12 protein-coding genes and 1 pseudogene are annotated in these 25780 nt (G+C 43.9%); 4 read left to right on the forward strand and 9 right to left on the reverse strand.

The features are described 5' to 3' along the window. Position 1 precedes the first annotated feature (1 nt). Positions 2-160, forward strand: a pseudogene (locus tag VY86_RS23035) (IS5/IS1182 family transposase); the annotation flags it as partial. A 3028-nt stretch (positions 161-3188) separates the two neighbouring features. Here the strand turns inward: VY86_RS23035 and VY86_RS04520 are convergent. Both VY86_RS04520 and VY86_RS26655 read right to left on the reverse strand, forming a co-directional pair. After that, positions 3189-3692 (reverse strand): hypothetical protein, encoded by a 504-nt coding sequence (locus VY86_RS04520; protein WP_021326925.1) that lies wholly within the window; start codon positions 3690-3692, stop codon positions 3189-3191. After that, a complete protein-coding gene (locus tag VY86_RS26655) occupies positions 3692-12889 on the reverse strand; it encodes a two-partner secretion domain-containing protein (RefSeq protein WP_238591571.1) in 9198 nt (3065 codons plus the stop codon). The genes VY86_RS04520 and VY86_RS26655 overlap by 1 nt, the downstream gene beginning before the upstream one ends. A gap of 473 nt (positions 12890-13362) precedes the next feature. Here VY86_RS26655 and queF point away from each other — a divergent pair, with 473 nt between their 5' ends. From queF to xni, 3 genes are all read left to right on the forward strand, one after another. Continuing rightward, positions 13363-14211 carry an NADPH-dependent 7-cyano-7-deazaguanine reductase QueF gene (gene queF / locus VY86_RS04530; protein WP_046974086.1) on the forward strand — a complete coding sequence of 283 codons (849 nt, stop codon included), beginning with the start codon at positions 13363-13365 and terminating at the stop codon, positions 14209-14211. Between the two features lie 110 nt (positions 14212-14321). Further along, positions 14322-15689, forward strand: a complete 1368-nt coding sequence (ppnN, locus tag VY86_RS04535) for a nucleotide 5'-monophosphate nucleosidase PpnN (protein WP_046974087.1) — start codon at positions 14322-14324, stop codon at positions 15687-15689. Between the two features lie 66 nt (positions 15690-15755). Beyond that, positions 15756-16514 (forward strand): flap endonuclease Xni, encoded by a 759-nt coding sequence (gene xni / locus VY86_RS04540; RefSeq protein WP_036837271.1) that lies wholly within the window; start codon positions 15756-15758, stop codon positions 16512-16514. Here the strand turns inward: xni and VY86_RS04545 are convergent. The 7 genes from VY86_RS04545 to VY86_RS04575 all read right to left on the reverse strand — a co-directional run bounded on the left by VY86_RS04545 (position 16511) and on the right by VY86_RS04575 (position 25721). Beyond that, on the reverse strand, positions 16511-17887 hold the full coding sequence (locus VY86_RS04545) for a TolC family outer membrane protein (protein WP_036837273.1): 1377 nt from the start codon (positions 17885-17887) through the stop codon (positions 16511-16513). The genes xni and VY86_RS04545 overlap by 4 nt on opposite strands. 2 nt (positions 17888-17889) lie before the next feature. Beyond that, complete coding sequence (locus VY86_RS04550; RefSeq protein WP_036837274.1) at positions 17890-19218, reverse strand: HlyD family type I secretion periplasmic adaptor subunit; 1329 nt, start codon at positions 19216-19218, stop codon at positions 17890-17892. A 66-nt stretch (positions 19219-19284) separates the two neighbouring features. Next, positions 19285-21009 carry a type I secretion system permease/ATPase gene (locus VY86_RS04555; protein ID WP_036837275.1) on the reverse strand — a complete coding sequence of 575 codons (1725 nt, stop codon included), beginning with the start codon at positions 21007-21009 and terminating at the stop codon, positions 19285-19287. 91 nt (positions 21010-21100) lie between these two features. Next, the gene (locus tag VY86_RS04560) at positions 21101-21487 is read right to left on the reverse strand and encodes a protease inhibitor Inh/omp19 family protein (RefSeq protein WP_021323496.1); all 387 of its coding nucleotides are present in this window, start codon (positions 21485-21487) and stop codon (positions 21101-21103) included. Between the two features lie 52 nt (positions 21488-21539). Beyond that, positions 21540-22991 carry a serralysin gene (gene prtA / locus VY86_RS04565; protein ID WP_274521081.1) on the reverse strand — a complete coding sequence of 484 codons (1452 nt, stop codon included), beginning with the start codon at positions 22989-22991 and terminating at the stop codon, positions 21540-21542. A gap of 1241 nt (positions 22992-24232) precedes the next feature. Continuing rightward, on the reverse strand, positions 24233-25333 hold the full coding sequence (rlmM, locus tag VY86_RS04570; protein ID WP_046974089.1) for a 23S rRNA (cytidine(2498)-2'-O)-methyltransferase RlmM: 1101 nt from the start codon (positions 25331-25333) through the stop codon (positions 24233-24235). Then, positions 25326-25721: a DUF423 domain-containing protein gene (locus tag VY86_RS04575; RefSeq protein WP_046974090.1), complete on the reverse strand. Its 396-nt coding sequence runs from the start codon at positions 25719-25721 to the stop codon at positions 25326-25328. Before VY86_RS04575 ends, rlmM begins: the two co-directional genes overlap by 8 nt. Positions 25722-25780: the final 59 nt, after the last annotated feature.

Raw genomic sequence — 25780 nt, forward strand, 5'->3', positions numbered from 1 at the left:
GGACTTTAAAGCTCAAAGATGGGTTGTCGAGAGAACTCATAGCTGGATGAATCGCTTTCGCCGGATACTGATCCGATGGGAAAAGAAGGTCGAAAACTATGAAGCTATGTTACATTTTGCATGTGGGATTATAGTCTGGAACAAAACCCTATTGGGATAGACTCTTAATCTCTATGCTCTCGTTTTTAAATAGTAATTCGGTTAAATGTTTTGATATAACCTCATATTCTTATTATTGGGTTAACTCTGTTGTTTTATCACCTTATTAAAAAACTTAAAATCCGCTTTTAATTGATTAATAAGGCAAAATAACAACATTAATCCGATAACAAAAACATGAGATATATTAAAACATTTAACAGGATTAACCGTATTAAGTAAATTAGCATAAAAAATCAAGAAAAAGCTCAAAAAGCATTAAATAAATGAGTGTGATATTTAATACCATTAACAGAGAATTGAAAATAAATCAGTACATAAAAGAATATTATCTTAACAAATGGGTATTCAAAAGCTTTCTAGCCGTTATTTTACGAAGTAAGCCATAAAGAAATAGCTCAATTAAAAATGGATAAAAAGATTAATTCGGTAAGATTTAAAATTTGAAAAAATCTTGGAAAAATAACGACATGAATTGATTTTAGCGTTAAGTCATATTTAAGATATAAAAAGAAGCGTGATTTAAATCAAACGGTAGAAAAGCAATGCTATTAAACGGGATAAAATAGTGTAAAACAAGTTTTAACGGATGTATTTAATGTATCGCAGTGTTGCATAACAAACTCCACATAACAACGCTGTAAGTTATCCAGCTCGTATTCGGTTAAGTTATTTATTTGCGGATTTTGTTATTCCTGTTTTTTTGAATAATTATTTAACTGGTTTATTAAAAAGTTTATTCACCGGTTGAAAACGTTATTAAAGTCGGTTCCTTTTTGAAAATAGATTGTCTGATTAACCGATTCCTGTTTTTATTTATCTTTTTTGCGTGGTATATAAAACATTAATAAATCCGATTCTTTTTTCATTTTCACTTATGTATTTATGATAGGAAGGTTTTAAACTGTTATTAAAAGCCATTTTTTAACCTCTGGTTTTAACTTATATAATAAGGTTTTAGTCATTGTTTTTACTGCTTTTTATTAAGTTTAATCATCATGGTATATTGTGTTTTACGTTTAACTAACGTTAATTATATTCGCTTTTTATCTTTACTGACGTTGTTTTACTGGCAATTATGAACAGTTTTTATAAGTCTTTTATCTTCGTAAATCAATCCATAAATAGCTTGGTGGTATAAAGATACCCATTTACTTTTTCCTGATAATATCTTTTTTTGCTGATTTTTTTCAATTTTTCAGTTAATGGTTAATAGACTTCGATTAAATATAATAACTATTCCTTTAAAAAATATCATTTATGTTTAAATTCGTCTTTTATATAAAAGCCTTAATACATCTATTTTCGTGCTTTTAAATGGTTATGGCAGGACAGGTAAATGTAACATAAGCGGAAGATAGCATCGTCGATGAATACATTAAACATAACAGGGAATAAGCCGTTTTTAGTGACTCTATCCCTTTTCAAAATCTGGTATTAATGAGCGTCTACTTTTTACCCTTAGCTAACTAATCACCGAAAAAAGCAGCTTGCCGATCGACATCTACTTAAATGATGTTTAAATAAATCGGTCAACTAATTTAATAACACCTTATTATATCAACAATAGAGAAAAGTCGGACGGATTAATTAGCCATGATAAAATGGGTATTTAAGTGTTAATGGATTACGAAAAATAGTTTGGAAAAAACAACAGCATGGATTTATTTTGGTGTTAAATCACATTAAAGGTATAAAAAGAGGCATGACTTAAATCAAACGGTAAGAAAGCAATGCTATCAAACGAGATAAAATCGTGTAAAATAAGTTTAAACAGATGTATTTAATGTATCGCAGTGTTGCATAACAAATTCAATACAATAACGCTGTAAGTAATTCAGCTCGTATTCGGTTAAGTTATTTATTTGCAGATTTTGTTATTCCTGTTTTTTTGAATAATTATTTAACTGGTTTATTAAAAAGTTTATTCACCGGTTGAAAACGTTATTAAAGTCGGTTCCTTTTTGAAAATAGATTGTCTGATTAACCGATTCCTGTTTTTATTTATCTTTTTTGCGTGGTATATAAAACATTAATAAATCCGATTCTTTTTTCATTTTCACTTATGTATTTATGATAGGAAGGTTTTAAATTGCTATTAAAAGCCATTTTTTAACCTCTGGTTTTAACTTATATAATAAGGTTTTAGTCATTGTTTTTACTGCTTTTTATTAAGTTTAATCATCATGGTATATTGTGTTTTACGTTTAACTAACGTTAATTATATTCGCTTTTTATCTTTACTGACGTTGTTTTACTGGCAATTATGAACAGTTTTTATAAGTCTTTTATCTTCGTAAATCAATCCATAAATAGCTTGGTGGTATAAAGATACCCATTTACTTTTTCCTGATAATATCTTTTTTTGCTGATTTCTTTTCAATTTTTCAGTTAATGGTTAATAGACTTCGATTAAATATAATAAATATTCCTTTAAAAAACATCACTTATGTTTAAACCCGTCTTTTATATAAAAGCCTTAATACATCTGTTTTCGTGCTTTTAAATGGTTATGGCAGGGCAGGTAAATGTAACATAAGAGGAAGATAGCATCGTCGATGAATATATTAAACATAACAGGGAATAAGCCGTTTTTAGTGACTCTATCCCTTTTCAAAATCTGGCATTAATGGATACCTATTCTTTTATCGTCAGCTAACTAATCACCGAAAAGAAAACAGCTTACCGATCGCCAAAAGGGAAAACAAGTAAAAAGAGAAACTGCATCATGTTAAAAAGATGATAAATCTGTAAAACGATTCTCATTCCGAGGATTGCAGTTTTCAACTGGAGAGTAATATTACTCAATCTTGTCTTTTATCGATTCCATTTATCAATGGATTCCAAATAGGATGCAACCAGTCAATCAGTTATAACGGCACCTGTTCTATATTGAATGGTTTTACTGCCTGAGTTTTCATTAAGTTGTTGAATGTTTTATCCGGTGTTATTGCAGCTAATTCATCGGCCAAAGCATCCAAGGTTAAATGGCCTGAATCCGGTGGAGTTCCGGACTCAGGTATTATTATTCACTCTTCAGATACAGGTTTAATCCATAAGGATACTAGTGAATCATTTCTAAGTGCCATTGCTACATTATCAGCAAATTGAATAACAGTTATTCCAATAATCAATTCATCATCACCGATACATATCCATTCTGTAGATGGATCCTTAAATGCAGGCCATAAGTTTATGTTTGGAATGTCCATAGCAACACCTTGAATTAACTTAGTATTATTAAGATAAACGAAGATCTCACCAGGTAACATTGTAGGAATTAATAGTTCTTTTGATTCACAATGTTGCAATGGATATAAACCCCACGGGTAAAGTAATTTACCCGACTCAATCCCAACTTCAATTTGAAGTGTCCCAATGGTTAAAGATGTACATCCTTGATTACCTATTTTCTTTGCAATCTCAACATCAGAATAATCAATAAAATCTATCGAATATTCAGACTCTCGATAGATAAGTTTGCCCTGTAGAGGTTTGATACAAGGTTTCCATAAGAAATTCATGTTTTGCATTATTGACCACTTTTAAATAAAAAATGAAGCACAGTATTAGTGTTGGGATCCACAACTAACTCGTAGGTTCCCTTACTACCATTCATCATTCCAAGGACATCCCATCTTAATGCCCCCAGAACACCTCGTGGATCTGTGGAGGGTAGTTTAGAGTCCATAATTTCTTGTATCAATGCTCTTGAATTACCATAAGGTCTAACTCTATCCCCAGCTTTATTAATATCAATGAGGTGATTTTCGACGGTTTTAGTTAATTTAAGATTGCTTGCATTGATGCGTACACTCTCATTTATGGTACTCTTCGTCCCTTTTGTAACACTCTTGGCAGTATTAACCGCTACAGTTTCTGTTTTTACCGCCGCAGCTTCCGTCGCTGTTGCCGAGTTGCGCTCTATATATAACTTTTCTTTTTCAATCAAGCGAGTTACAGCATGGGTATCAGGTTTAGCATTGCTTAACAGTGGTTTTGAGGCATGACTCAATTCTCCTGCCAGATTCTTCGCACCTTCTTGGGTATTACCTAATACTTTTACGGCTCCGGTCGCTAAAACGCCCGTGCCCACAGCCGCTTCCGGCGCAATGGCATCCGCAACAAAAATGCCCACGTTATTCAAGCACAAAGCCGGATTAGTTTTACACCCTTCAAGTGCAATACGCCCTGCCGCTGCCATTTCAGCCGACCCAGCCACCAGTATATAACCGCCATAAGCCAGCGCATAGCCGCCTGCGGCCACTGCGGTCACCGTTATCGCGGCATCCCGTCGCGCAATAATGCGTTCTGCCGCCGATTTATCCCCTTTCTCTGCCGCCAGGATATCTTTTTGATTATCAACCGATAACTGATGCAGCATATGCTCAGTCATGTTGTTACGATAGACAAGCTCTGCGCTGTTAGCCGCACTGTAAGCGCCTTCGGGTGTATGACTAATCAGGGCACCTGACAACGCTCCGATCAATTTGGCTGTCTGGGTCTTAGTTTCATTACCCGTAAGCGCTTCCTGAAGCTTATGAATTTGCCGCTCGGCTTCATTCTTGTATGACGGTTCAAATAGCCGGCTTTCCATTGTTATCGCCGCTAATTCCGCAGCCAACGCCCCCACAGCCGCCCCTTTGGCATCACCGCCCGCGATTTCCGCCGCCAGGGCAGACACCGCTGCATGGCTAATCGCTTTACCGGGCACACCCAGAATTTCCCCGTTATCCCCAATCAGCCCGGCTCCTTCCGCATTGATCTGGTTACCGATATTACTTAATAACGCGGTTTGCAGATTATCCGTAAATCTGCCGCCATTGATGGCCGTGCCCAGTGTTGAACTCACGACGGATTGTGCCGCCATACGTTGGGCCACCTGGCTCCAGTCAGGGTGACTCAATAAGGGCAGTTGCGCTTTTAGGGGATCGACAACGGCTTTTCCTTCGGCCAGTTTTCCCCATCCCATCGCATGGTCCAATCCCCCTAATGCGCCACCCACCGCTATTTGGGTCACCAGGGATTTGACAGAATCGCGCTGCGCTAAGGTTTCCAGTGTCTTAGTGAGATCCCCTTTATTTTCGACTAAAGCCACCGCCGCCTGAGAGGTCAACCCGATCATTCCGCCATAAGCCGCCCCATAGACCGCGCTCGCCGTAGCCCCGGTGACGCCGGTTGCACCCACAGCACTATTTCCCGCCCAGGCCGCCAGGCCAGAGCCTGCGGTTACCGCCGCAACAGCAATCGCTATCACGGCCCCCGCGACAGGGTTTAAGCGGGTGCTTTTTTTGTCCCAACGACTGTAAGCGTCCTTAACTCTGTTCCACTGGACATCGTTGCGGTCTTGCAGATTTTTCAACCATTCGGTTCCCGGGGTGTTACCAAGTTCCATTAACGCGTCTTCCAGTAATTGCCCCGCTTTCACCTTTACATCCGCACTGATGCCGTCCGCCGCTTCCACCGTCAGGGTTCCGCCAACCTGCACCGATGGGATGACCCAGCGCTTTTCACTGTGGCCTTTATCGTGGTGCGTGATGAAAAAACCATTTGACGTTGTAAGGGTCTGCTCAACAGCGGTATTGGGCATCGCCCGGAAGTTCACTTTCCCCGTCTGGCTGGTGATTTTCGCGTTTTTCTGGGTGTCTATCCGGCTCGCTTCCAGGGTCACGTCATCTTTTGCCCTCAGGTTGATATCCCCGCCGGCGGTAAATTCGGTGACTTTATTGGTTGAACGCTCTTTTCTGCGGGTTTCCGTCCTGGAGCCAAAAACTTTACAGGATTTAATGCCCAAAACGCGGTTACAGCTTTTTTTCTCTTCTTCCCATCGGTAAACCTCCTCCATGGCTTGCGCATAGAGAAAACCGCCTGTTGCCGTGATATCCATCACGCCTTGAGCGATAAGTTCCGTGGCCTGGAATAGAATACTGCCCTGGGCGTAGAGCGTTAACGCGCCGCCACTCTTCAACTGACTGGCGTGTTGCGTAAAGCGTCCACTGTTCCCCTCCCGAATAAATTCAGGCAACGATTCAAAACGCACATTTCCCCCTGCGGAAAGCCGCATATCACTGCCGGATGTCAAATTTGTGCCGTATGTCAACAGGTTGCCAGCCGCCGTTAGTGTGAGATTGCGGGCGGCGTTGATGGCGCCGGTGGCATACAGGGAGTGTTGATCTTCATCGTTAACAGGCGAATATTTCTGGGCGGAGAAAATGAAATCCCCACTGGCGTTAACCAACACGCTCCCCTGCGTTGAGGTTAATCGGGCCATCCTGCCCACGATATCGCCCCCCGCACTGAGTTGCAGCTGATCACCCGCGGTGATTTGGGTGCGGGATCCCGCTAAATCGGCGACCCGCAACAGGCTTTCTGACGTGGGGGGACGGGACATATCGATATCGTGACCGGCGCTTAATGTGACTTGTTGCCCGGCATTGAGACGGGCCCACCGCAACATTAAGTCATTGCCGGCAAACAGATGAATATTGCCCGCCACGTTTAATTGACTCTGGCTGGCATTCAGGTTACGACCGGCACTGAATGTCAGATGGCGTGATTGATCGAATGAGGTGCCGTAGAGATCCAGATCGTGGCCCGCTGAAATCCGTAAATGATTTTTGGCCGACAGGCCAGACCATGAATAAAGCTGATCCCTTCCCATCCGGATATCGCCTTCATGCACGAGTAATTCAACATTTTCCCCTGTCAACTCAGCGTGATCCGCGGCAATATCATGGCCGGCGATGAGGGTCAGGTTTTTCTTTGCCGCCAGTTTAGCCCGGCGGGCATTAATTTTATGCCCCGCATTTAACGTCAGGTGAGTCGATTTATCTAACAATATCCCCTGAAGATCCAGTTCTTGACTCGCAAACAGGTGCACGTTGTTGCTGGCCGAAATACTTGCGCCGTTTCTGCCCATTTGGATGTCGCCGTCGCGGGCGAACAGCTCAACATTTTCCCCTGTCAGCCCGGCGTCATAGGCGGTGATACCTTTGCCCGCTGTCAGTGTCAGGTTTTTCTTTGCCGTCAATTTAGCCCGGTCAGCACTAATTTTATGACCTGCGTTTAACGTCATATTATCGGCTTTATCTAACACAATACCGTAGAGATCCAGTGCGTTGCCGGCAAACATCTGCATCTGGTTACTGGCCGAAATACTTACGCCGTCACCTCTCATCTGAATGTCGCCTTCACGCGCGAGCAGTTCGACATTTTCCCCTGTCAGCCCGGCGTCATAGGCGGTGATATCTTTACCCGCCGTGAGGGTCAGATTTTTCTTTGCCGCCAATGTTCCCTGGAGATTCAGGCTGTTACCCGCGATCATCTGCACCTGGTTATCAGCTGAAATATGCAAGCCGCCAATGCCCATCCGAATGTCACCTTCACGCGCAAGCAGCACAACATTTTCTCCTGTCAGCCCGGCTTGATAGACGGCGATATCTTTGCCTGCCATCAGGGTCAGATTTTTCTTTGCCACCAGTTTGCTGTCATTAACATCAATTTGACATTCGCCGATAACGGACAGGTCATTTTCCGCCTCGAGGTGCCCCATGCCGGTAATGTCACCGGCATGAAGCAGAATATTTTTAGCTGAGATTAATGCGCTCCCGCTGAATTGATGAATAAAGTCAGCCACCACATTCAGAGCGGCTGAAAGTTTACCGTCCATCCCGTTGTTAAAGTCGTGACCGGTTAAGATAAGATTTTTCTTCGCATGAAACTGGCTTTGACTGTTATCCAGCTTTGTCGCATTGATATAAGCGTTCATTCCCGCAGCGACGTTGGCATCCCAGGCATTATTTAATGCTTTAGTGCGAATAACGATATCACCATTATTGGTTTTCAACGTCGATGAAGTGTTGTTAATCCCAGTGCTTAAGTTACCGCTCGCATCTTTTTGCAACCAGAGATGATTATTTGCCTGAATCAAGCCCTTATTCTGATTATATAAACGGTCGATAAACAACCGCATATCACCTTCTGCGATAATCTTACCGATGTTGTTCAACGTGTTCGCGGCAAGCGTGATATCTTTCCCTGCCTGCATATGACTCTGTTCCGCCGTTTTAATGCCTTTACTGCTAACGGTGATATCCGTTTTGGCCTGTATATTGCCCAAAATCATCTCTCCATCAGCGGTCAAACGAATGTCACCTTGCGTTGCGTTCAGGTTGGTCAGATTGACAGCCTTGCCCGGCTCGGTACTCACCAGACGGATTTTATTGGCATACATTCCCCCCAATAACCCGGTATCAATCGCTTTCCAAGGAGCGAAACCGTATCCTGTCATCGGAACAAGGGTCCCGTGTTTGAAATCAACCCAATTGGGCCCTTGTGTCAATGTCAGGTTTTTCGCCTGCACTTTGCCGTTAAGTATCGTAACCCGGCTGATAATATCGACATCATCCTGCGCCGTTGCATCCAGCCCCTTTCCATCAAAGGTTATGGTGCCTTTTTTCACGTCTAAAGCCGCTAACGCGCCGTCTTTATCAAATACCGGTTTCCCGGTCGATAAGGTGACTACCGGGGTATTAATAAAGCCACAGCCATGACAGGTTATGCCATTCGGGTTAGCGATGAAGACAGGGGCTTTTTGCCCCACGACTTCCAACAGGCCCTGTAGATTTGAGGCTAAAGTCCCCACCACTTCATTAATAATCAACTCAGCCGATTGACCGTTGAAGTGAGGGTTTGCCTCAATTTGTCCCGCCAGTAGAGACTGCGTATCATGGGTAGCGTTATTCAATACCAATCCCGAAGTACCAACATTAAATTCCTGATAACGGTTATGTGAAACACCTCGGGAATTCGGGGCCGCAATATGGATAACAGGCAGGTTATTTCTCACGGCAATCCGCGCGCGTTTATCCGCCAGTTGAATCCCGGGTATTCCACCGGCTATTTCTGGAATATTGATGGTCAGTTGGGGGACATTGCCTAATGCAAGATCAATCAGTGCCGAAGTCACTGGGGTATATCTCCCGCCAGCTAAGCGCAACACGGCGCTATTTTGGGCGACTGCGGTCGCCCCTTCTGCCGATAATGTTGTCTCCGTCATATTGCTGCCGGCAATCAGGGTTAAATTGTTGCCGGCGGTGACGTTACCCACATCAAGCGAGTTACCACTCGTTAGGGTAATATCTTTCCCGGCGGTCAGGGAAATACCCGCTAAATTTATCCCCCCACCCGCGTGAAGCTCAATATTCTCATCCGCGGCCAAACGCTGATTAATATCAATCTGCTCATTACTCGCCACAAAGATATTTTTCGCCCGGTTAATTAGCGTATCTGAAAGCGATATTCCCTGTTCAGACAGAATACGCAACGTATTAACCGCAGAAATAATCGGTAATGCCGGTGTGCTTTCCGGCGTGTCACCCGGTGAAACAGAAGTATGATAACCGTTGGCAATCAAGGTAATGTCAAGACCTGAGATATCCGTGCCACGCACCGTAAAACTGTTCTCTCCCTGTAGCAGAACCTGGTTCCCGGCGGTGACATTTCCCCCCTCTAAAGACAAGGCTTTCGCTTTCATGGTGACATCACCGTCGGCATGAGTTCGTCCCTGATTCTGCAATATATCGGTTGTCAATATCAGATGTTGACCGGCTTGCATATGACTCTGTTTCGCCATGTCAATGCCTTTACCGCGCATGTTGATGTCCGTTTTGGCCTGCACATCCCCCAAAATAACCTGACCCTCCGCGGTCAAATTGATGTCGCCTTGCGTTGCCGTCAGATTAGTCAGATTGACCGCCTTACCCGGCTCGGTACTCACCAGATGGATTTTATTGGCAAACATTCCTCCCAATGACCCGGTATCTATCGCTTTCCAGGGGGTATAACCTTCCTTTGCAATAGGGACAAGGGCACCACGCTGTAAATCAACCTGATTGGGGCCTTGTGTCAATGTCAGGTTCTTCGCCTGGAGTTTACCGTTAAGCTGAGTGGTCCGGCTGATGATATCGATAGAATCTTGCGCCGTGGCATCCAGTCCCTTTTCACCCAGGGTGATGGCGCCTTTTTTCACTTCCAGAGCCGCTAACGCGCCATCTTTATCAAACACCGGTTTACCGGTGGATAAGGTGACCGCCGGGGTATTCACAAAGCCACAGCCATTGCAGGTCATGCCATTCGGGTTGACGATGAAAACCGGGGCTTTTTGCCCCGCCACTTCCAACAGCCCTTGCAGATTTGAGGCTAAGGTCCCCACCACTTCATTGATAATCAGTTCCGCCGGTTGACCGGTGAAGTTCAGATTCGCGCCAATGTGCCCCGCCAGCAGAGACTGAGTCTCGTGGGTCGCGTTATTCAATACCAGTCCTGAGGTCCCGATATTAAACGCCTGATAACGGTTATGTGAAACGCCCCGGGTATTCGGGGCCGCAATGTGAATAATCGGGTGATTGTTTTTCGAGGTGATGCGCGTTTGTTTATCCGCCAGTTGGATCCCGGGCACTTCCCCTTCGACTTCGGCGAGATTGAGGGTCAGTTGAGGCGCACCGCTTAACGCACGGTCAATCAGCGCCGTCGTCACCGGCGTATACTTGCCTTCAACTGAGTTATACCGCCCTTTAGCTGAGTGCAATTCGGGGTTGTGCTGGGTGATTGCCGTTGTCCCTTTGGCTAACAACGTGGCGTCAGTATCTACAATCTGACCGCCGGCATTCAGGGTTAAATGGTTACCGGCCGTGAGGGTGCTTTTTATTATCGGGAAGGGAAATGGGGCGGCGGAAGGTTCGTCTTCCTCATCGATAATATATTTTTTATCGCCATTTTCATATTCATAGGCGTCTTCCGTGCTGATATCGAGCGTATCACCACTGGTCAGGGTGATATCTTTCCCCGCCGTCAACGACAGGGTGCGCAGATCAATCACTTTTCCCGCATGAACCTCAATATTTTCATCCGCTTCCAGGTGACTGAGCGTGTGTAGACGCTGGTTGATGAGGGCTTGTTTAGTTTCATCATCGAGTCGAATCCCCCCAGTGCTGTTCTCCTCATCATCAAAATCCGCATAGGCAGCCATTTCAATCATCCCATTGGCCGCCAGGAAGACATTTTTCGCCTTATTGATCAGAATATTTGAAAGATTGATATGACCCTCGGCGATAATGCGCAGCATGTTATCCGCAGAAAGCGTGGTGAATGCCGGTATGCCTTCCGGGGTATCGTCGTCTCCGGAGACCAGAGAGAGCAGCCCCCGGCTGGCAAGCAAGGTCACATCCCGCCCGGCAATATCGTAGCCATGCATATTAAGATGTGACCGGCCATCCAGCAGGACATGGTTCCCGGCGGTTAAAGTCCCGCGGCCTAAATAGACGGTTTCTGCATTAATAGTGACGTTTTGTTCGGCCTGCATTGACGCAGAATTAACTAAGTCATTGGCGGTAAGCGCAATGTTTTTCCCGCTGATTAACGCCGGACCTGTGGGTTTCTTGCCTGCTTTAAACGGGTCCTTATCCACATCAAAACGAAATACCTGTTTAAATGTCGCCGTCAGATCGCCACCGGCACTGAGTTTACCGAGGCTATTCCCCTGACGGTCTTTTATCGCTTGCGTTGAAAAATTGTTGCCGGTCAGGGTGAGGTCTTGCGCCGCGCTTAACTCGCCAACATTGTTTATCTCATTAGCGATAATGCGGTTGTTTTTACCGGCGGTAATCACCGGGTGACTTTGCCCGGTTGCGTTGATGTTATCCAGTTTGGCCGCTTTAAGGGTGACATCCCCGCCCGCCCGGATTTGGCCCTGATTGTGGAGGGTGTCGGTGGTTAACGTTAGATGCTGACCCGCTTGCACATGGCTTTGTGCTGTTGTTTCAATGGCCTTGCTGTTGATGCTGATGTCTGTCCCGGCTTGTACTTGCCCCAGGATAATTTTACCCTCCGCGGTCAAACGGATATCGTCCTGAGTGGCGGTCAGGTGGGTGAGATTCACCCCCACCCCCGCTTCGGTAGCCACCAGCCGGATTTTATTGGCATACATGCCGCCCAGCGCTTTGGTATCAACGGCTAATTGCGGTTTAGCACCGTCTCCGGCGATAGGGTTAACCGTGCCGTCTTTCTGGTTGATGCGGTTGGCGCCCTGCGTCAGAGAGAGATTGTTGGCCTGAATTTTCCCGTTTAACTCCGTTGCCCGGCTGATGATATCGACATAATCCGTCGCCTTGCCATCCAGCCCTTTGCCGCCAATGGTGATCTGGCCTTGTTTAACTTCTAACGCTTCCAGCGCACCTTGTTTGTCAAACTGGGGTTTCCCGGTGGTCAGGGTGGCACCGGCAGTATTGATAAAACCACAACCATCACAGGTAATGCCGTTGGGGTTAGCAATCATTACGTTGGCTTTATTGCCGACAATTTCCAGCTGACCTTGCAGCTCAGAGCGCCCGTTGCCGGTGACTTCATTGATAATCAGTTCTGCTGCTTTATCTTTCAGATTAGGATTCGCGTTAAGTTGCCCGGCCAGCTGTGATTGGGCCGCCTGAGTGGCGTTATTGAGTACGGCGCCCTGAGTGGCGACATTGAACTCTTGATAGGTGTTGTGGGATATCCCTGCGCCATTCGGGGTGGCGATATTGACAACCGGGACATTACCCTGATTTTGTACCTGTGTGTGGCTATTATCCGGCGTTATTCCGGCGGCTATAGCCGGATGAAGGGGATAGACGGCGGTCAGGTAAATTAAAAGATAACTCGTGGCCCTGACCACCGGGGTGTTGCGTTGATCCATCGTACTTTCTCTTTTCTTAAGTTAATTTGGCTTTGGTGATAAAACGGGAATCTTTCCATAGAAAATATTGATAATTTGATAGTGACATAAGCAAACTATTCTAATGCGTGATTAATCGTCTGTCTGAATGGATAGTATGAAATGTGATCAAGATCGGGTTGTTTAATCCTGATAATGGGGAATGCGATGTATTAAATGCTAGGAAGTGGCGATAAGGATGGAAATACTCTTTTTTATATCAATAAAAGTACTTTCCGTTTCTTAATGGTATTACATCCCCAATCCAGCAGGTGTGTGGCATTCTGCTTATGTATTTGGGAATGTTTTTAAATGGGTTGGTCAATAACCTAAAAACAGGAGTTCCCCAAGGCTGATTAATAAAATAGGCGAACAAATAAAATTCTGACAAACACCGTAACTTGCTACACTTGAACGATGACTACTATTACTACCATCAGATTTTAAGGAATAACATGTCGTTATATCAGAATCACCAAGCTCTTGAACAACTTACACTGGGTAAAACCACTTTCTATCGTGACCAATATGATGCCAGCTTATTGCAAACGGTGCCCCGCAATATGAACCGTGAACCGCTGAAAATTTTCCCTGATAATTTACCGTTTCACGGTGCTGATATCTGGACACTATATGAACTGTCATGGCTGAATAGCCGTGGTCTGCCACAAGTTGCGGTCGGGCATGTCAGCTTAAATGCAACAAGTAAAAACCTGATTGAATCTAAAAGTTTTAAACTCTATCTGAACAGCTTTAATCAGACCCACTTTGAAAACTGGCAAACTGTCGAAGAAACACTACAGCGCGATCTGGCCGCTTGTGCTGAAGGTCATGTAGAAGTGACACTTCATCATTTGGATCATTTCAGTAATCAACCCATCTCCGCTTTTACCGGTGAATGTATTGACAATCAGGATATTGAAGTGACTGAATATAATTTCAATCGTGATTATCTGCAAGGTGCAGCACAAGGCCCACTGGTGGAAGAAGTTTTGGTTAGCCATCTGTTGAAATCCAACTGCCTGATTACCCATCAACCTGATTGGGGATCTCTCCAAATTCGCTATAAAGGACCAAAAATCAATCGGGAGGCGTTGTTACGTTACCTGATATCATTTCGGCATCATAATGAATTTCACGAGCAATGTGTTGAGCGTATTTTCAATGACTTACGACAGCTATGTGTCCCAGAAAAGCTCTCAGTCTATGCGCGTTATACCCGACGCGGAGGATTAGATATCAATCCATGGCGCACAAATAATGAAGACTTTATTCCAACGACAGGCAGACTGGCACGTCAATAAATCACTTTTCTGAGTGCCGTTTGTACAAAATAAGCTGAAATAGGCAATGTAATACATTCAGTTTAGTGATATTGATATGTAACTTATACACGGTATATAAGGAGTCATTCTTGATCACACATATCAACCCACTCGGCTCAATGGATTTATTATCTCAACTTGAAGTAGATATGCTAAAGAGTACTGCAAAAAGTGATCTGTATCGCCTGTTCCGTAACTGCTCACTGGCTGTACTCAATTCAGGTAGCCAAACCGATAATAGTAAAGAGCTGCTCTCTAAATACACAGATTTTGAAATTAACGTATTGCGCCGTGAGCGCGGGGTAAAACTGGAACTGGTGAACCCACCAGAAGATGCATTTGTTGACGGAAAAATTATCCATTCACTACAAGCTAATTTATTCGCAGTACTTCGGGATATCCTATTTGTTCATGCTCAGATTACCGATTCAGAACAACAGCATCATCTCGATCTGGAAAATGGTGCACATATCACCAACAGAATATTCTCTATTCTGCGCAACGCCAGAGCACTGCATACCAATGAAGAGCCCAATATGATCGTCTGTTGGGGAGGCCACTCAATCAGTAAGCAAGAGTATCAATATGGCCGAAAAGTCGGTAATCAGCTTGGGTTACGTAGACTCAACATCTGTACCGGCTGCGGCCCTGGTGCAATGGAAGCACCGATGAAAGGCGCGGCTGTAGGACATGCCCAACAGAATTACAAAAATAGCCGCTTTATCGGTATCACTGAACCCTCCATCATTGCAGCCGAACCCCCTAACCCACTCGTGAATGAACTGGTTATCATGCCAGACATAGAAAAACGTCTGGAAGCTTTTGTTCGTATTGCTCACGGCATCATTATTTTCCCAGGCGGCGTCGGCACAGCAGAAGAATTACTCTATCTGCTCGGCATTCTGATGAACCCGGAAAATCAGGGGCAAGTGCTGCCATTGATTCTGACCGGCCCGAAGGAGAGTGCGGACTATTTCCAGGTCATGGATGAATTTATTATTCACACATTAGGAAAAGAAGCACGACGCTATTATCACATTATTATTGATAATGCGCCGGAAGTTGCCCAGGTAATGAAAAAAGCGATGCCATTAGTGAGAGAGAACCGACACAGTACCGGTGATGCATACAGCTTTAATTGGTCAATAAAGATCAACCATGATCTGCAACAACCATTCGAGCCAGTACATGAAAACATGGTTAATCTCAATCTCTATCCCGATCAGTCACCCGAAAAACTGGCGGCATCGCTACGTCGTGCTTTCTCTGGGATTGTTGCAGGCAACGTGAAAGAGATTGGTATTCAACTGATTGAAAAACATGGCCCATTCAAAATCCACGGTGATGCTGAAATAATGCGCCGTATGGATAATCTGTTGAAAAACTTTGTGGGACAACACCGAATGAAACTACCCGGTGGCACAGCCTACGAGCCCTGCTACGAAATTATCCGCTAGAATTACCCAAGAAAAATGATGTCTGCTCCACGGATGGAGCATAACTCTGCTGAATAGTGACCTAATATGATACACCTTCTGATTGTTGATGCCCTTAACCTTATCCGCCGTATTCACGCTGTGCAGGGTAGCCCATGCATTCCCGCTTGTGAACATGCGTTAAGGCAGTTGATCCAACATACCAATCCCACACATGCTGTTGCCGTATTCGATGAAACAGACCGCAGTAATAGCTGGCGCCACCAAATATTGCCTGACTATAAAGCTGGCCGTTCACCAATGCCCGATAATTTGAAACAAGAAATGCCGCAGATCAGAGCGTCATTTGAGCAACAAGGGGTTGCCTGCTGGCACGCGCAAGGGCATGAAGCCGATGATCTGGCAGCAACGCTGTCAGTAAAAATCGCTTCCTCTGGTCACAGTGTGACAATTGTTTCTACCGATAAAGGTTATTGCCAGTTACTTTCACCGAATATCCGTATCCGGGACTACTTCCAGAAACGCTGGTTGGATATGCCATTTGTTCAACAAGAATTTGGCGTTTTACCGGAGCAGTTGCCTGATTACTGGGGCCTGGCGGGTATCAGTAGCAGTAAGATCCCTGGAATCCAGGGAATCGGCCCTAAAACCGCAGCCACTTTACTGCAACAGGCCGGTACACTGGATAACCTTTTCCAGAACCTCGATCAACAGCCCGATAAATGGCGCAACAAACTGGAACCAAATAAAGAAATCGCTTTTATCAGCCGGGAAGTTGCGTCATTACGTACCGATCTGGCTTTAACTGGCAATCTGCAACAACTCCGGCTGACAACGGCAAACTAGCGAAAATAACCGGCTATTTTATCCAGATGTTCGCCTTTTAATTCTCCGGCCTCATTAAGCAGGCCGATCCAGGCTTTAATATAGTTATATTTTGCCTGAGAAAGATCACGCCGGGCAGTATATAACTGTTGCTCAGCATTCAGGACATCCACATTAACCCGCTGTCCGAGAGCAACACTTTTGCTGGTCGCATCTACCTGCAAGCTGGCTGATTCAACGGCTATTTCATAAGCATTAATCCGTTTTTCGCTATTCAGGTACTGATTATAGTTGCGTCGTAATGCATTAAGGATTTCTCCCGCCTGAGCATCAAGATCATATTTAGTTCTGCCGTATTGTGCCGCTGCCTGACGCACAGCGGCAGACGTCCCGCCACCATTATAGATATTCATGCTCATCCGCAAGCCAATGGTATCGGTTCGATATTTTTGATCTACCGTATTATCGCTGCTGGATTCGTTTTCAGAATGGGAGGCGTAAAGTTCCAGCCTGGGTAAATAACCGGCCTGGTTACGTTGCACCTCATAATACGCCGCTTTCACTTCCTGACGGGAGGCAGCCAGAGCCGGATTGTTAGCTAATGCCAATTTTTCCCATTCCTCATAACGGCCAGGCGACAACTTCGATATCTGAAATTGTTTTTTACTCGATAATCGCTGTACCGGTAAATCAACAGGCAGAGGAACACCGACAATCAGTTGCAAACTGCGGATTGCCGCATCCAAATCGTCGTTGGCCGCTATCTCATCTGCAACAGACTGACTGTAACGGGATTGTGTTTCCACCACATCAGTACGAGTCCCCTCACCAGAAGTAAACAATTTCTTATTCAGTTCCAGTTGTTTTTCATAAGCCATTTTCTGCCGTACGACTAAATCAATCTGATCCTGCGCATAAGCCACATCCACGTAAGCATTCACGACCCGGACAGCCAGCTGCTGAAAATCTGCCCGAAAACGTTCATTACTCATCAAGGTGTGAGCCTGACTGGCTTTATAACGCGCCAATATTTCAAAATCCATCAATGGCTGAGTTATCACAATCGCTGCGTTATAACTGCGATATTGGCGATCCCGGGTTTCAGTGATCCTATTTCCCCGGCGATCATAACCAGCAGGATATTCCGTATGTTGCCAGTTCTTCGGTGAATTCTGATAAGACATCATCACTTTAGGTAACAATTCTGCTCTGCCAATTTTTTCGTACTCAGCCCCCCCCTCCTTCTCTTTTATTGCAGCAAGAAAAGTAGGATCATTTTCTAATGCCAGCGCATAAGCCTCTGTCAAACTTAGCGACCATGCAGGAAAAGAGAATAAACTGACGCTGAAAAGAATAAGCAAACCCACAGATAAAGAAGCATGATTCAATTTCATAATTACTCCTCTATCAACGATGTTGAAGCCCGATCCACCAATGGCTTAAACAGATAACTAAACAGGGAGCGGGAACCCGTTTTGACAAAGACCTCAACCGGCATCCCTGGCCTGATATCCAACCCTTTCAGTTTTTCCATCCCTTCAGGAGAAACAACGGCTCTCATCTGATAATAAGGTTGGCTGGTTGCAGGATCTACCAACCTGTCTGCGGAAACCATGACCACTTTTCCTTCAATTTTCGGCGTCCGGTTCTGGTTAAAAGCCGTGAACATCAGATCCACATCCATCCCTTTACTGATTTTATCCGCCAAATTAACCGCAACACGGGTTTCTACTTCAAGCGCCATCTGATCCGGCAGGATTTCCATCAGTTTTTCGCCGGGAGCAACAACACCACCTTGCGTAAAAACATTTAATCCGACAACTGTGCCATCAACTGGCGCGACAATTGAGGTATGGGTAAGTTCGAACTGTGCGGTATCCAGCTTATTTCTGTATTCGCTGGCAGCACCCTGCACCTCCGCCAATTGAGTGCGAACTTCCCGCTGATAGTCTGCTTTGCGCTGAATAATACGCTGCTGTGTTTCCTGTAACTGTTTTTCAAGCTGACCAGCACGTCCTACCATTTCCGCTATGCCGCTGTTGAGTTCAGCCTGCTCACGCAACAGCTCCAGATAACGGTTACGCGGGAAATAGCCCTCATCCGCTAAAGATTTAAGATTAGTTATCTGTTCCTTAAGCGCCACCTGCTGCACTCGCTTGCTGACAAGAGAAGATTTCAGCCCTTTAATCTGAAAATTTGTGCCTTCGGCAGATTGTTCCAGCCCTTCCAAGTCGCTTTGCAGCATTTCACGACGTGATGCAAACAGTTGTTTTTGCAGTACGATGATCTCTTTCACCCGGGGTTCAGATTGTAATTGCTGTAATATTTCAGGGAAAATCAGAGTTTCATCACCATGCTGTTCCGCTAATAAACGGGCTTCCGTTGCCAGCGTGGTATACAGTTGATCCTGAATCGCATCGACTTGGGCTTTTGCCTGCACCTGACTGAGCTGAACCAGTGTCTGACCCGCTTTGATTGTTTCGCCTTCAACAACCTTAATCTGGCTGATAATACCGCTTGCCGGGGCCTGAACGGTTTTACGGTTGCCATCCACCACCACCACGCCTGAAGAAGCAACCCCTTTATCCAACGGCGCCAATGCTGCCCAAATAAGAAACCCCAGGATCCCCACTCCAATCACTAACCATCCTAGTCGTAAAAAATGCCTTTCTTCCAGAGGCAACAATCCCTTTCCATCTCTTACCGGCGTAACCTGATCAGACATATCCACTCCCGGACAGAAATCTCCGTCTCAGCTATTTAATATTATTATGATTGAATGCCTATTTACTTATGATGCCTGTGCTACTGCCTTGGCCGCAGAATGTTCCTGATTTTGTTGCGATAAAGCCGCTATCACCTGCTGAGATGAACCAAACATCTTCATTTTTCCCTGAACCAGCAACAATATTTTGTTTGTCTGTGACAACAATGACATGCGATGAGTAATCACAATCACTGTTTTTCCTTGCGCTTTCAGTTGGGCAATAGCCTCATTCAGTGCTCTTTCCCCTGCTTCATCCAGGCTGGAATTAGGTTCATCCAAAACCACCAATGACGGCTCATCATATAACGCACGGGCAAGACCAATTCGCTGCTTCTGCCCACCAGATAACCCAACCCCTCCGGCGCCAATAACCGTGTCATAACCCTTATCAAGAGCCAATACCAGCTCATGAACACCCGCCTTCTGTGCCGCCTTAACAACCTTTTCCGGCTCCACTTCATTAAAGCGGGCAATGTTCTCAGCAATAGTGCCGCCAAACAGCTCAATATCTTGCGGCAAATAGCCTATTGAGGAACCCAATTCGTCTTTATTCCATTGATAAATATCGGCATTATCCAGGCGTACAACACCTTCCTGTGCAGGCCATATGCCGACAAGTAACCTGGCAAGGGTCGATTTCCCGGAAGCGCTGGGGCCAATTAATCCCAGCACATCCCCCGCATCCAGCGTAAAGCTGACATCCTGTAAAACAAATTTGCTGTTTCTTCCCGGAGGCGCGGCGGAAACTTTATCTACAGCCAAATTGCCTTTTGGTGCGGGTAATGACATTCCCGGTTTCCGTTCCGGTTGTTGTTCCAACAGGTTTGTTAACCGTTGCCATGATAGACGGGCGCCACTCCAGCCTTTCCAGGCTTGAATAAGTTGTTCAATCGGTGAAAGCGCACGCCCCATCAGAATTGAAGCCGCAATCATCATTCCCGGCGTGATATGCCCGCCAATCGCCAACCAGCCCCCTAATCCGAGGATCAGCGACTGTAATGCCATACGCACAGTTTTAGTAACTGAATTAATCACAGAAGCCCGTTCACTGGCAATGCGCTGGAAATTCAGAAAACGTTCATGCAACCCAAACCATCTCCGGCGAAGCACCGGCAACATGCCTAACGCTTCTATCACTTCTGCGTTACGTAAGTTAGTGCTGGCAAGGCTGGCTGAACGCAGAGAGAGTTGACTTGCTTCGGACAAAGGCTGACTTGATAACCATTGGTTCAGCGCAGCAAGGGCAATTAATACCAGAGCACCTACCAATGCCAACAAACCAAGCCAAGGGTTAAAAAGAAAAATAACCAGCAGATAGATTGGAAACCAGGGGGCATCAAAGAAGGCAAACAAGGCATTTCCGGTCAAAAACTGACGGATATTTGCCAAATCATTGAGCATCTGACCCGCATCTGTTGTGCCATTTTTCAGATTTGATTCATAAGATGCGGTATAAACACGATTATTCAGCTTCATATCAAGCTGACTACCAATACGAATGACAATCATGCTGCGGATGTATTCCAGCATACCCATCATGGTAAACATGCCAAGAGTAATCAGAGTCAACATCAGCAAAGTGATTTCATTGCCCGATGGCAACACTCTGTCATAAACCTGCAACATATAAACAGATGGAACCAACATCAGCAGGTTAATAAAGGCAGTGAACAACCCGATAGTCCAGAACACCCGGCTACGGGCACGAATGACATCAGTAATTTCATCCTTCGGGAGATGTAATTTCACAGTATTTCCTTAATCACTGTTTGATATATTTTTTTATCTTTCTAAAAAAATCGCCATCTGACGCTAACGTTTCCCGCCCTATCCACTTTTCTTATGCTTTGGGCTTCATCATCAATTCCCGGCCACCAGCAAAGCGGGCAAACCAGCCATCCGACTCCTGAGCGAAGAAAGCCAAACCACTGCCCTGCTCATCGGTAATCGTGATGCCATCAGGAGTAGGCCGCCACCCGGCAGGTACCTCGCCAAACATATCCGTCAAGCAGGCGCTATCACCGTTAAGTGACCAAATTGACCCCTCAGGTAATGGTTGGTCAGTCAATGAGACATCACATTGCTGATGTTCATCCGACAGTTGCCACACGCCTTTTAATTCACTGGCGTATGGGAGATGAAGACTACTTGCCATACTTCCTCCGATAACACTGAATACAAGAGAAACAAAGAGCACAAATTTCAGATACCAGGCTGAACAACTCATTCCGCCTCCAAACTCATAACCGCATCCAGTCAGATGCGGTTGTGTTGTTGTGTTATGCAAGGATAAAATCAGACTCTAATATCGGCTCTCCGACAATCTTTACCCAAAAATCATCGTAGGAGAATTTATCGCCCAAATTAATAGCGAAATCATTCACCTTGTTAACCGTATCATAGCGAAGCACTGCTTCTCCGACTGCGCCAGTGAACTCCCTGACAAACTTAACGCCACCTTTCCCTGCTTCACCCAGATCGAACAACGACACATCAATCTTGTCCTCACCGGAAACGAAGTCATGGATCCAATCACGCTCAAGAGGGGGTGATTCTTTAGCGCTCAGGTAGACAAAGGTATCTTTGCCTTCCCCGCCCCAAAGCTGATCTGCGCCCAGACCGCCGTAGATGATGTCATCACCGGCACCGCCCTTAAGAGTATTGTCGGCGTCGTTCCCGATCAGAATGTCATTACCACTGCCGCCAATCGCATTTTCAATTGTTACGCCACGGGCAATAGAGACGTTTCCTTTCAGGCCACCGACATCCGAGAAGGAAGCTTCATTCAGGTTGATGCGCTGATCCTGAGTAAAACCAGAGAAATCAAATGTGTCATTACCACCGGCATCCCAAGCAGTGAACAACAATTTGCTGTTCTCATCTTTTGCAGTAAAGAAGTCACGATCAGTGTTGGAATTAAAACCATATACAGTGTCATCTGTACGGGTTGTATTATTAGCGCCATACACTTCCTGAATGGCAGAAATATCGTTAAGTAATGGTGCGGAAGAATAAATACCTTTAAAGTCTTGTCCGGTATTTTTTTCACCGAAATAACTCATGACCGTATAAGCGCGGCTATCTTCAAAATACGTGGCGCTCTTCTTATAAGTCGGTCTTTCCTTATCAGACGCATTATATGCAGCGGGATGCTCTAACCCCAATGTATGGCCGATTTCATGAGTAAAAGTCTGACGGCCATAACCGTTTACGCCAATATCATTTTCTGAGAAAGTGCGGCTTTTCAGGTTATACCAGGTTCCTGATTGTTTCGATTCAGGGCTGGGAAGATAAGCAAACGCATAGCTCCCCGTCAAACTAGCGTCAAAGAAACCAAAGGTAATGTGCGCCTTATCCGAATCAGTTGTTTCAGTGAAATTAATATTAGCGACATCAGTCCAAGATTGTATTGACAGTTTCGCAGCAGTTCTTTGTTCTTCATTAAATGCTGAAAACCCAGTAATATGCCAAGGCATATTATCCGGTTCACTCTCCAGGAAACTATAAGTTAATTGGAAAGTTTCAGACTTATCGTCGCCCTGATGCCCCCAGCGATAATCACCTCGAATTAATTCTTTTGCAGCATTTTTACTTGGCTCATGCTCAACAACAATATTAGGATCCTTACCTGGTACATAAGCCTGTAACTGTGTCTGAAGCTCATTTGCCTTTGCTGATCCGATAAGTTCCGAGTATGAAATTTTCTTCTTTAAAGACATATATCTCTCCATAAATGCAGGACTTAGAATTTTTATTTAATTAAATACAAGTCAATAAAACCTGAGAACAATAGGCCCTCCAGGCCATACAAATAACAATGAAAATCCCTTTCACAACAACGTAACACTAAAGTTAATTATGTAAAAAGCAATTAACATATTTTTTTAATATAAACGTGATAAAAATAACATAAAACAAATAAGCGATTGTTTTATATCACATAACTATTTAAGACAAAAAAAACACCGCTAATTTCTTATTGATATTTTATTATAACTAAATTATCTATTATTTAATTGTCCACAAAGTAAAATTTAAAAATTTTATATAATTCTTATAAATAATTATAATTAGCAATTATCACCGTCAACCAAATAAACAGACCAAATACCAGATAAAAAACTCAATCTGCTTGCAATATTAGGCGTTCTGGGGAACCTGAAAGTAAATTGAGTTAGGTAATATCCATACAAAACCTATACGTTATTATTAATCAAGGTAACAACAACTCTGAGAAATCAGTAAATAAATTATATATAATAAGATAATTAATTATTTACTTACTTACTCTTAAGAGTTTCATCAAAATACAATTAAACTATATTTATAATTCCCAAATAACAGATAGAGACATCAATATAGTTGATTGAAGAAAATTAAAAATAAAATATAGAAACCAACAAGTAACATTTTGCAATATGAATTGAAAGAGTATTATATTTATCTGAATACCTATCGCAACGACTATTTAACAGAAAGAAAATATCTCAATAAAACACCCTAATTAACCAATATAAAATAGACACTCAATTGATATATATTCATAAAATAAACCAAGATTATAACCGAATAAAAAACAAGAAAAAATCCATTATAATTTACGACCTTAACGCATTTAACTATTTCATATTCAACCAATATATCATTAAAAATCACAATAATATATTGGATTTATTATTTAGCTTAAGTCAAGCAAAAAACCAACATTTACCAGACAAAAATCACACAATATTAATTATTGCATTAAATCATGATGACCTCACCATAGAATATGGTGTAATAGTTTATTTGTTGAATAAATGGGATAAATCATTTTAATGCATATTTTTATTTCACATAAAAATGAGAAATAAAATACAATAATGTCAACTAATACTGAAAAATGAAATCGCCTCAGATATTCTGAGGCGATTTGGATTTGGGAAGCTTTATTTTCGGAATTTATTCCGGAATGCGGATGAACATAAGTGAATCAATAATCATCCCGGTTGGCTGCATAAGCAGACCAAATACGGCGGACATGAACAGTTATTTCTTCTCTGTCATGATAAAGATGCTTTGCTTGAATTTGCGCATTTATACCATTTTCCTTTAATTGCAAATGCATTTTCTGCAAATTATGCGCCACTTCTTCATAACGCTTTTTCATCGGTAATTTAAGATTAAAAATAGCTTCCCGGCACCAGCCATTAACCAGCCAATCTGCCATTAGCTGAGTTACTTTTGCTGGTTTTTCCACCATATCACACACCAACCAATAAATATTTTTTGTCGAAGGTACAAATTTAAAACCATCAACTTTGTGATGTTTAACCTGCCCCGTATCCATCAAACTTTCCGACATCGGGCCATTATCTACAGCATGAACCATCATACTGCGTTTCACCAGTTGATAAGTCCAGCCCCCAGGACATGCGCCCAAATCAACCGCATATAAACCACTCGCCAAACGCTCTTCCCATTCGTCATAAGGAATGAAAACATGAAAAGCTTCTTCCAGTTTCAATGTTGAGCGACTTGGTGCATCTGAAGGAAATTTCAGCCGGGGAATGCCCATATAAAATGGTGAATTATTATTACTGTAAGAATAACCAACATAACAACAACCCGGAGCAATAAAGAAAACGTGTATTACCGGGCGATTAGCGTTTTCTCTAATCAGCAAGATCTTTTCCTGACGCATCGCATTACGCAGCGGAACAGTGAATTTCCGGCAAAATTTCAGTAACTCTTTGCTTTCGTTGGTATCAGGCACTTCAACCCGCAACTCACCTGCACGCTCCATGACGCCCTGTAACATACCAATAATCGGGCTTATCCGATCTTCAGGAGATAAATCCCGCAATAATTCACCCACGACCAACATTTGACGGGCAAAAATCAACTCGCGGAATGGTATCTCACGAATAAGCCGATCCGCGTCTTCATGTTGATAACACTCAAACAGGACATAACCACTGTTATCTTTTACCCGGGCAAAACCGTAAATCTCTTTTTGACCCGCTTTATCGGTGATTTCTGCTGCACACTCTTTTTCAAAACCAGGGCGGCAATATAAAGCAATTTTATTCATGGCGAAGCGCCGATTTCCTTAGACGCAAAGCGCCAATTAACACGAAGAGCCAGCCGATCAGAAAGCTGAGCCCTCCAACTGGGGTAATATAAGTAAAAAATTTAGCCTGCAATAAGGCCATACAATAGAGACTGCCACTAAACAATAAAATGCCTACCGCGAAAAAGACACCACTCCAGTAAAACCAGAGAATAACCCTACGCATCAACATGGCAGACATCACCATCATTGCCAAAGTGTGGATACCTTGATATTGCAGGCCGAGATCAATCCAACTTATCTGATATTTTGCCATCATCGGGGATAAGAAATGCGACCCAATAGCACCAAACGCCACATAGAAAAAACCACTGAAGCCAGCAAAGATAAGCATTAAACGACTATTCACTGTTATCTTCCTTTTTCACATTATATCTGAGAGTTCTTACAGCCCGAATACCTTATTCT

The sequence above is a fragment of the Photorhabdus thracensis genome (assembly GCF_001010285.1).
In the GTDB taxonomy this organism is placed as follows: domain Bacteria; phylum Pseudomonadota; class Gammaproteobacteria; order Enterobacterales; family Enterobacteriaceae; genus Photorhabdus; species Photorhabdus temperata.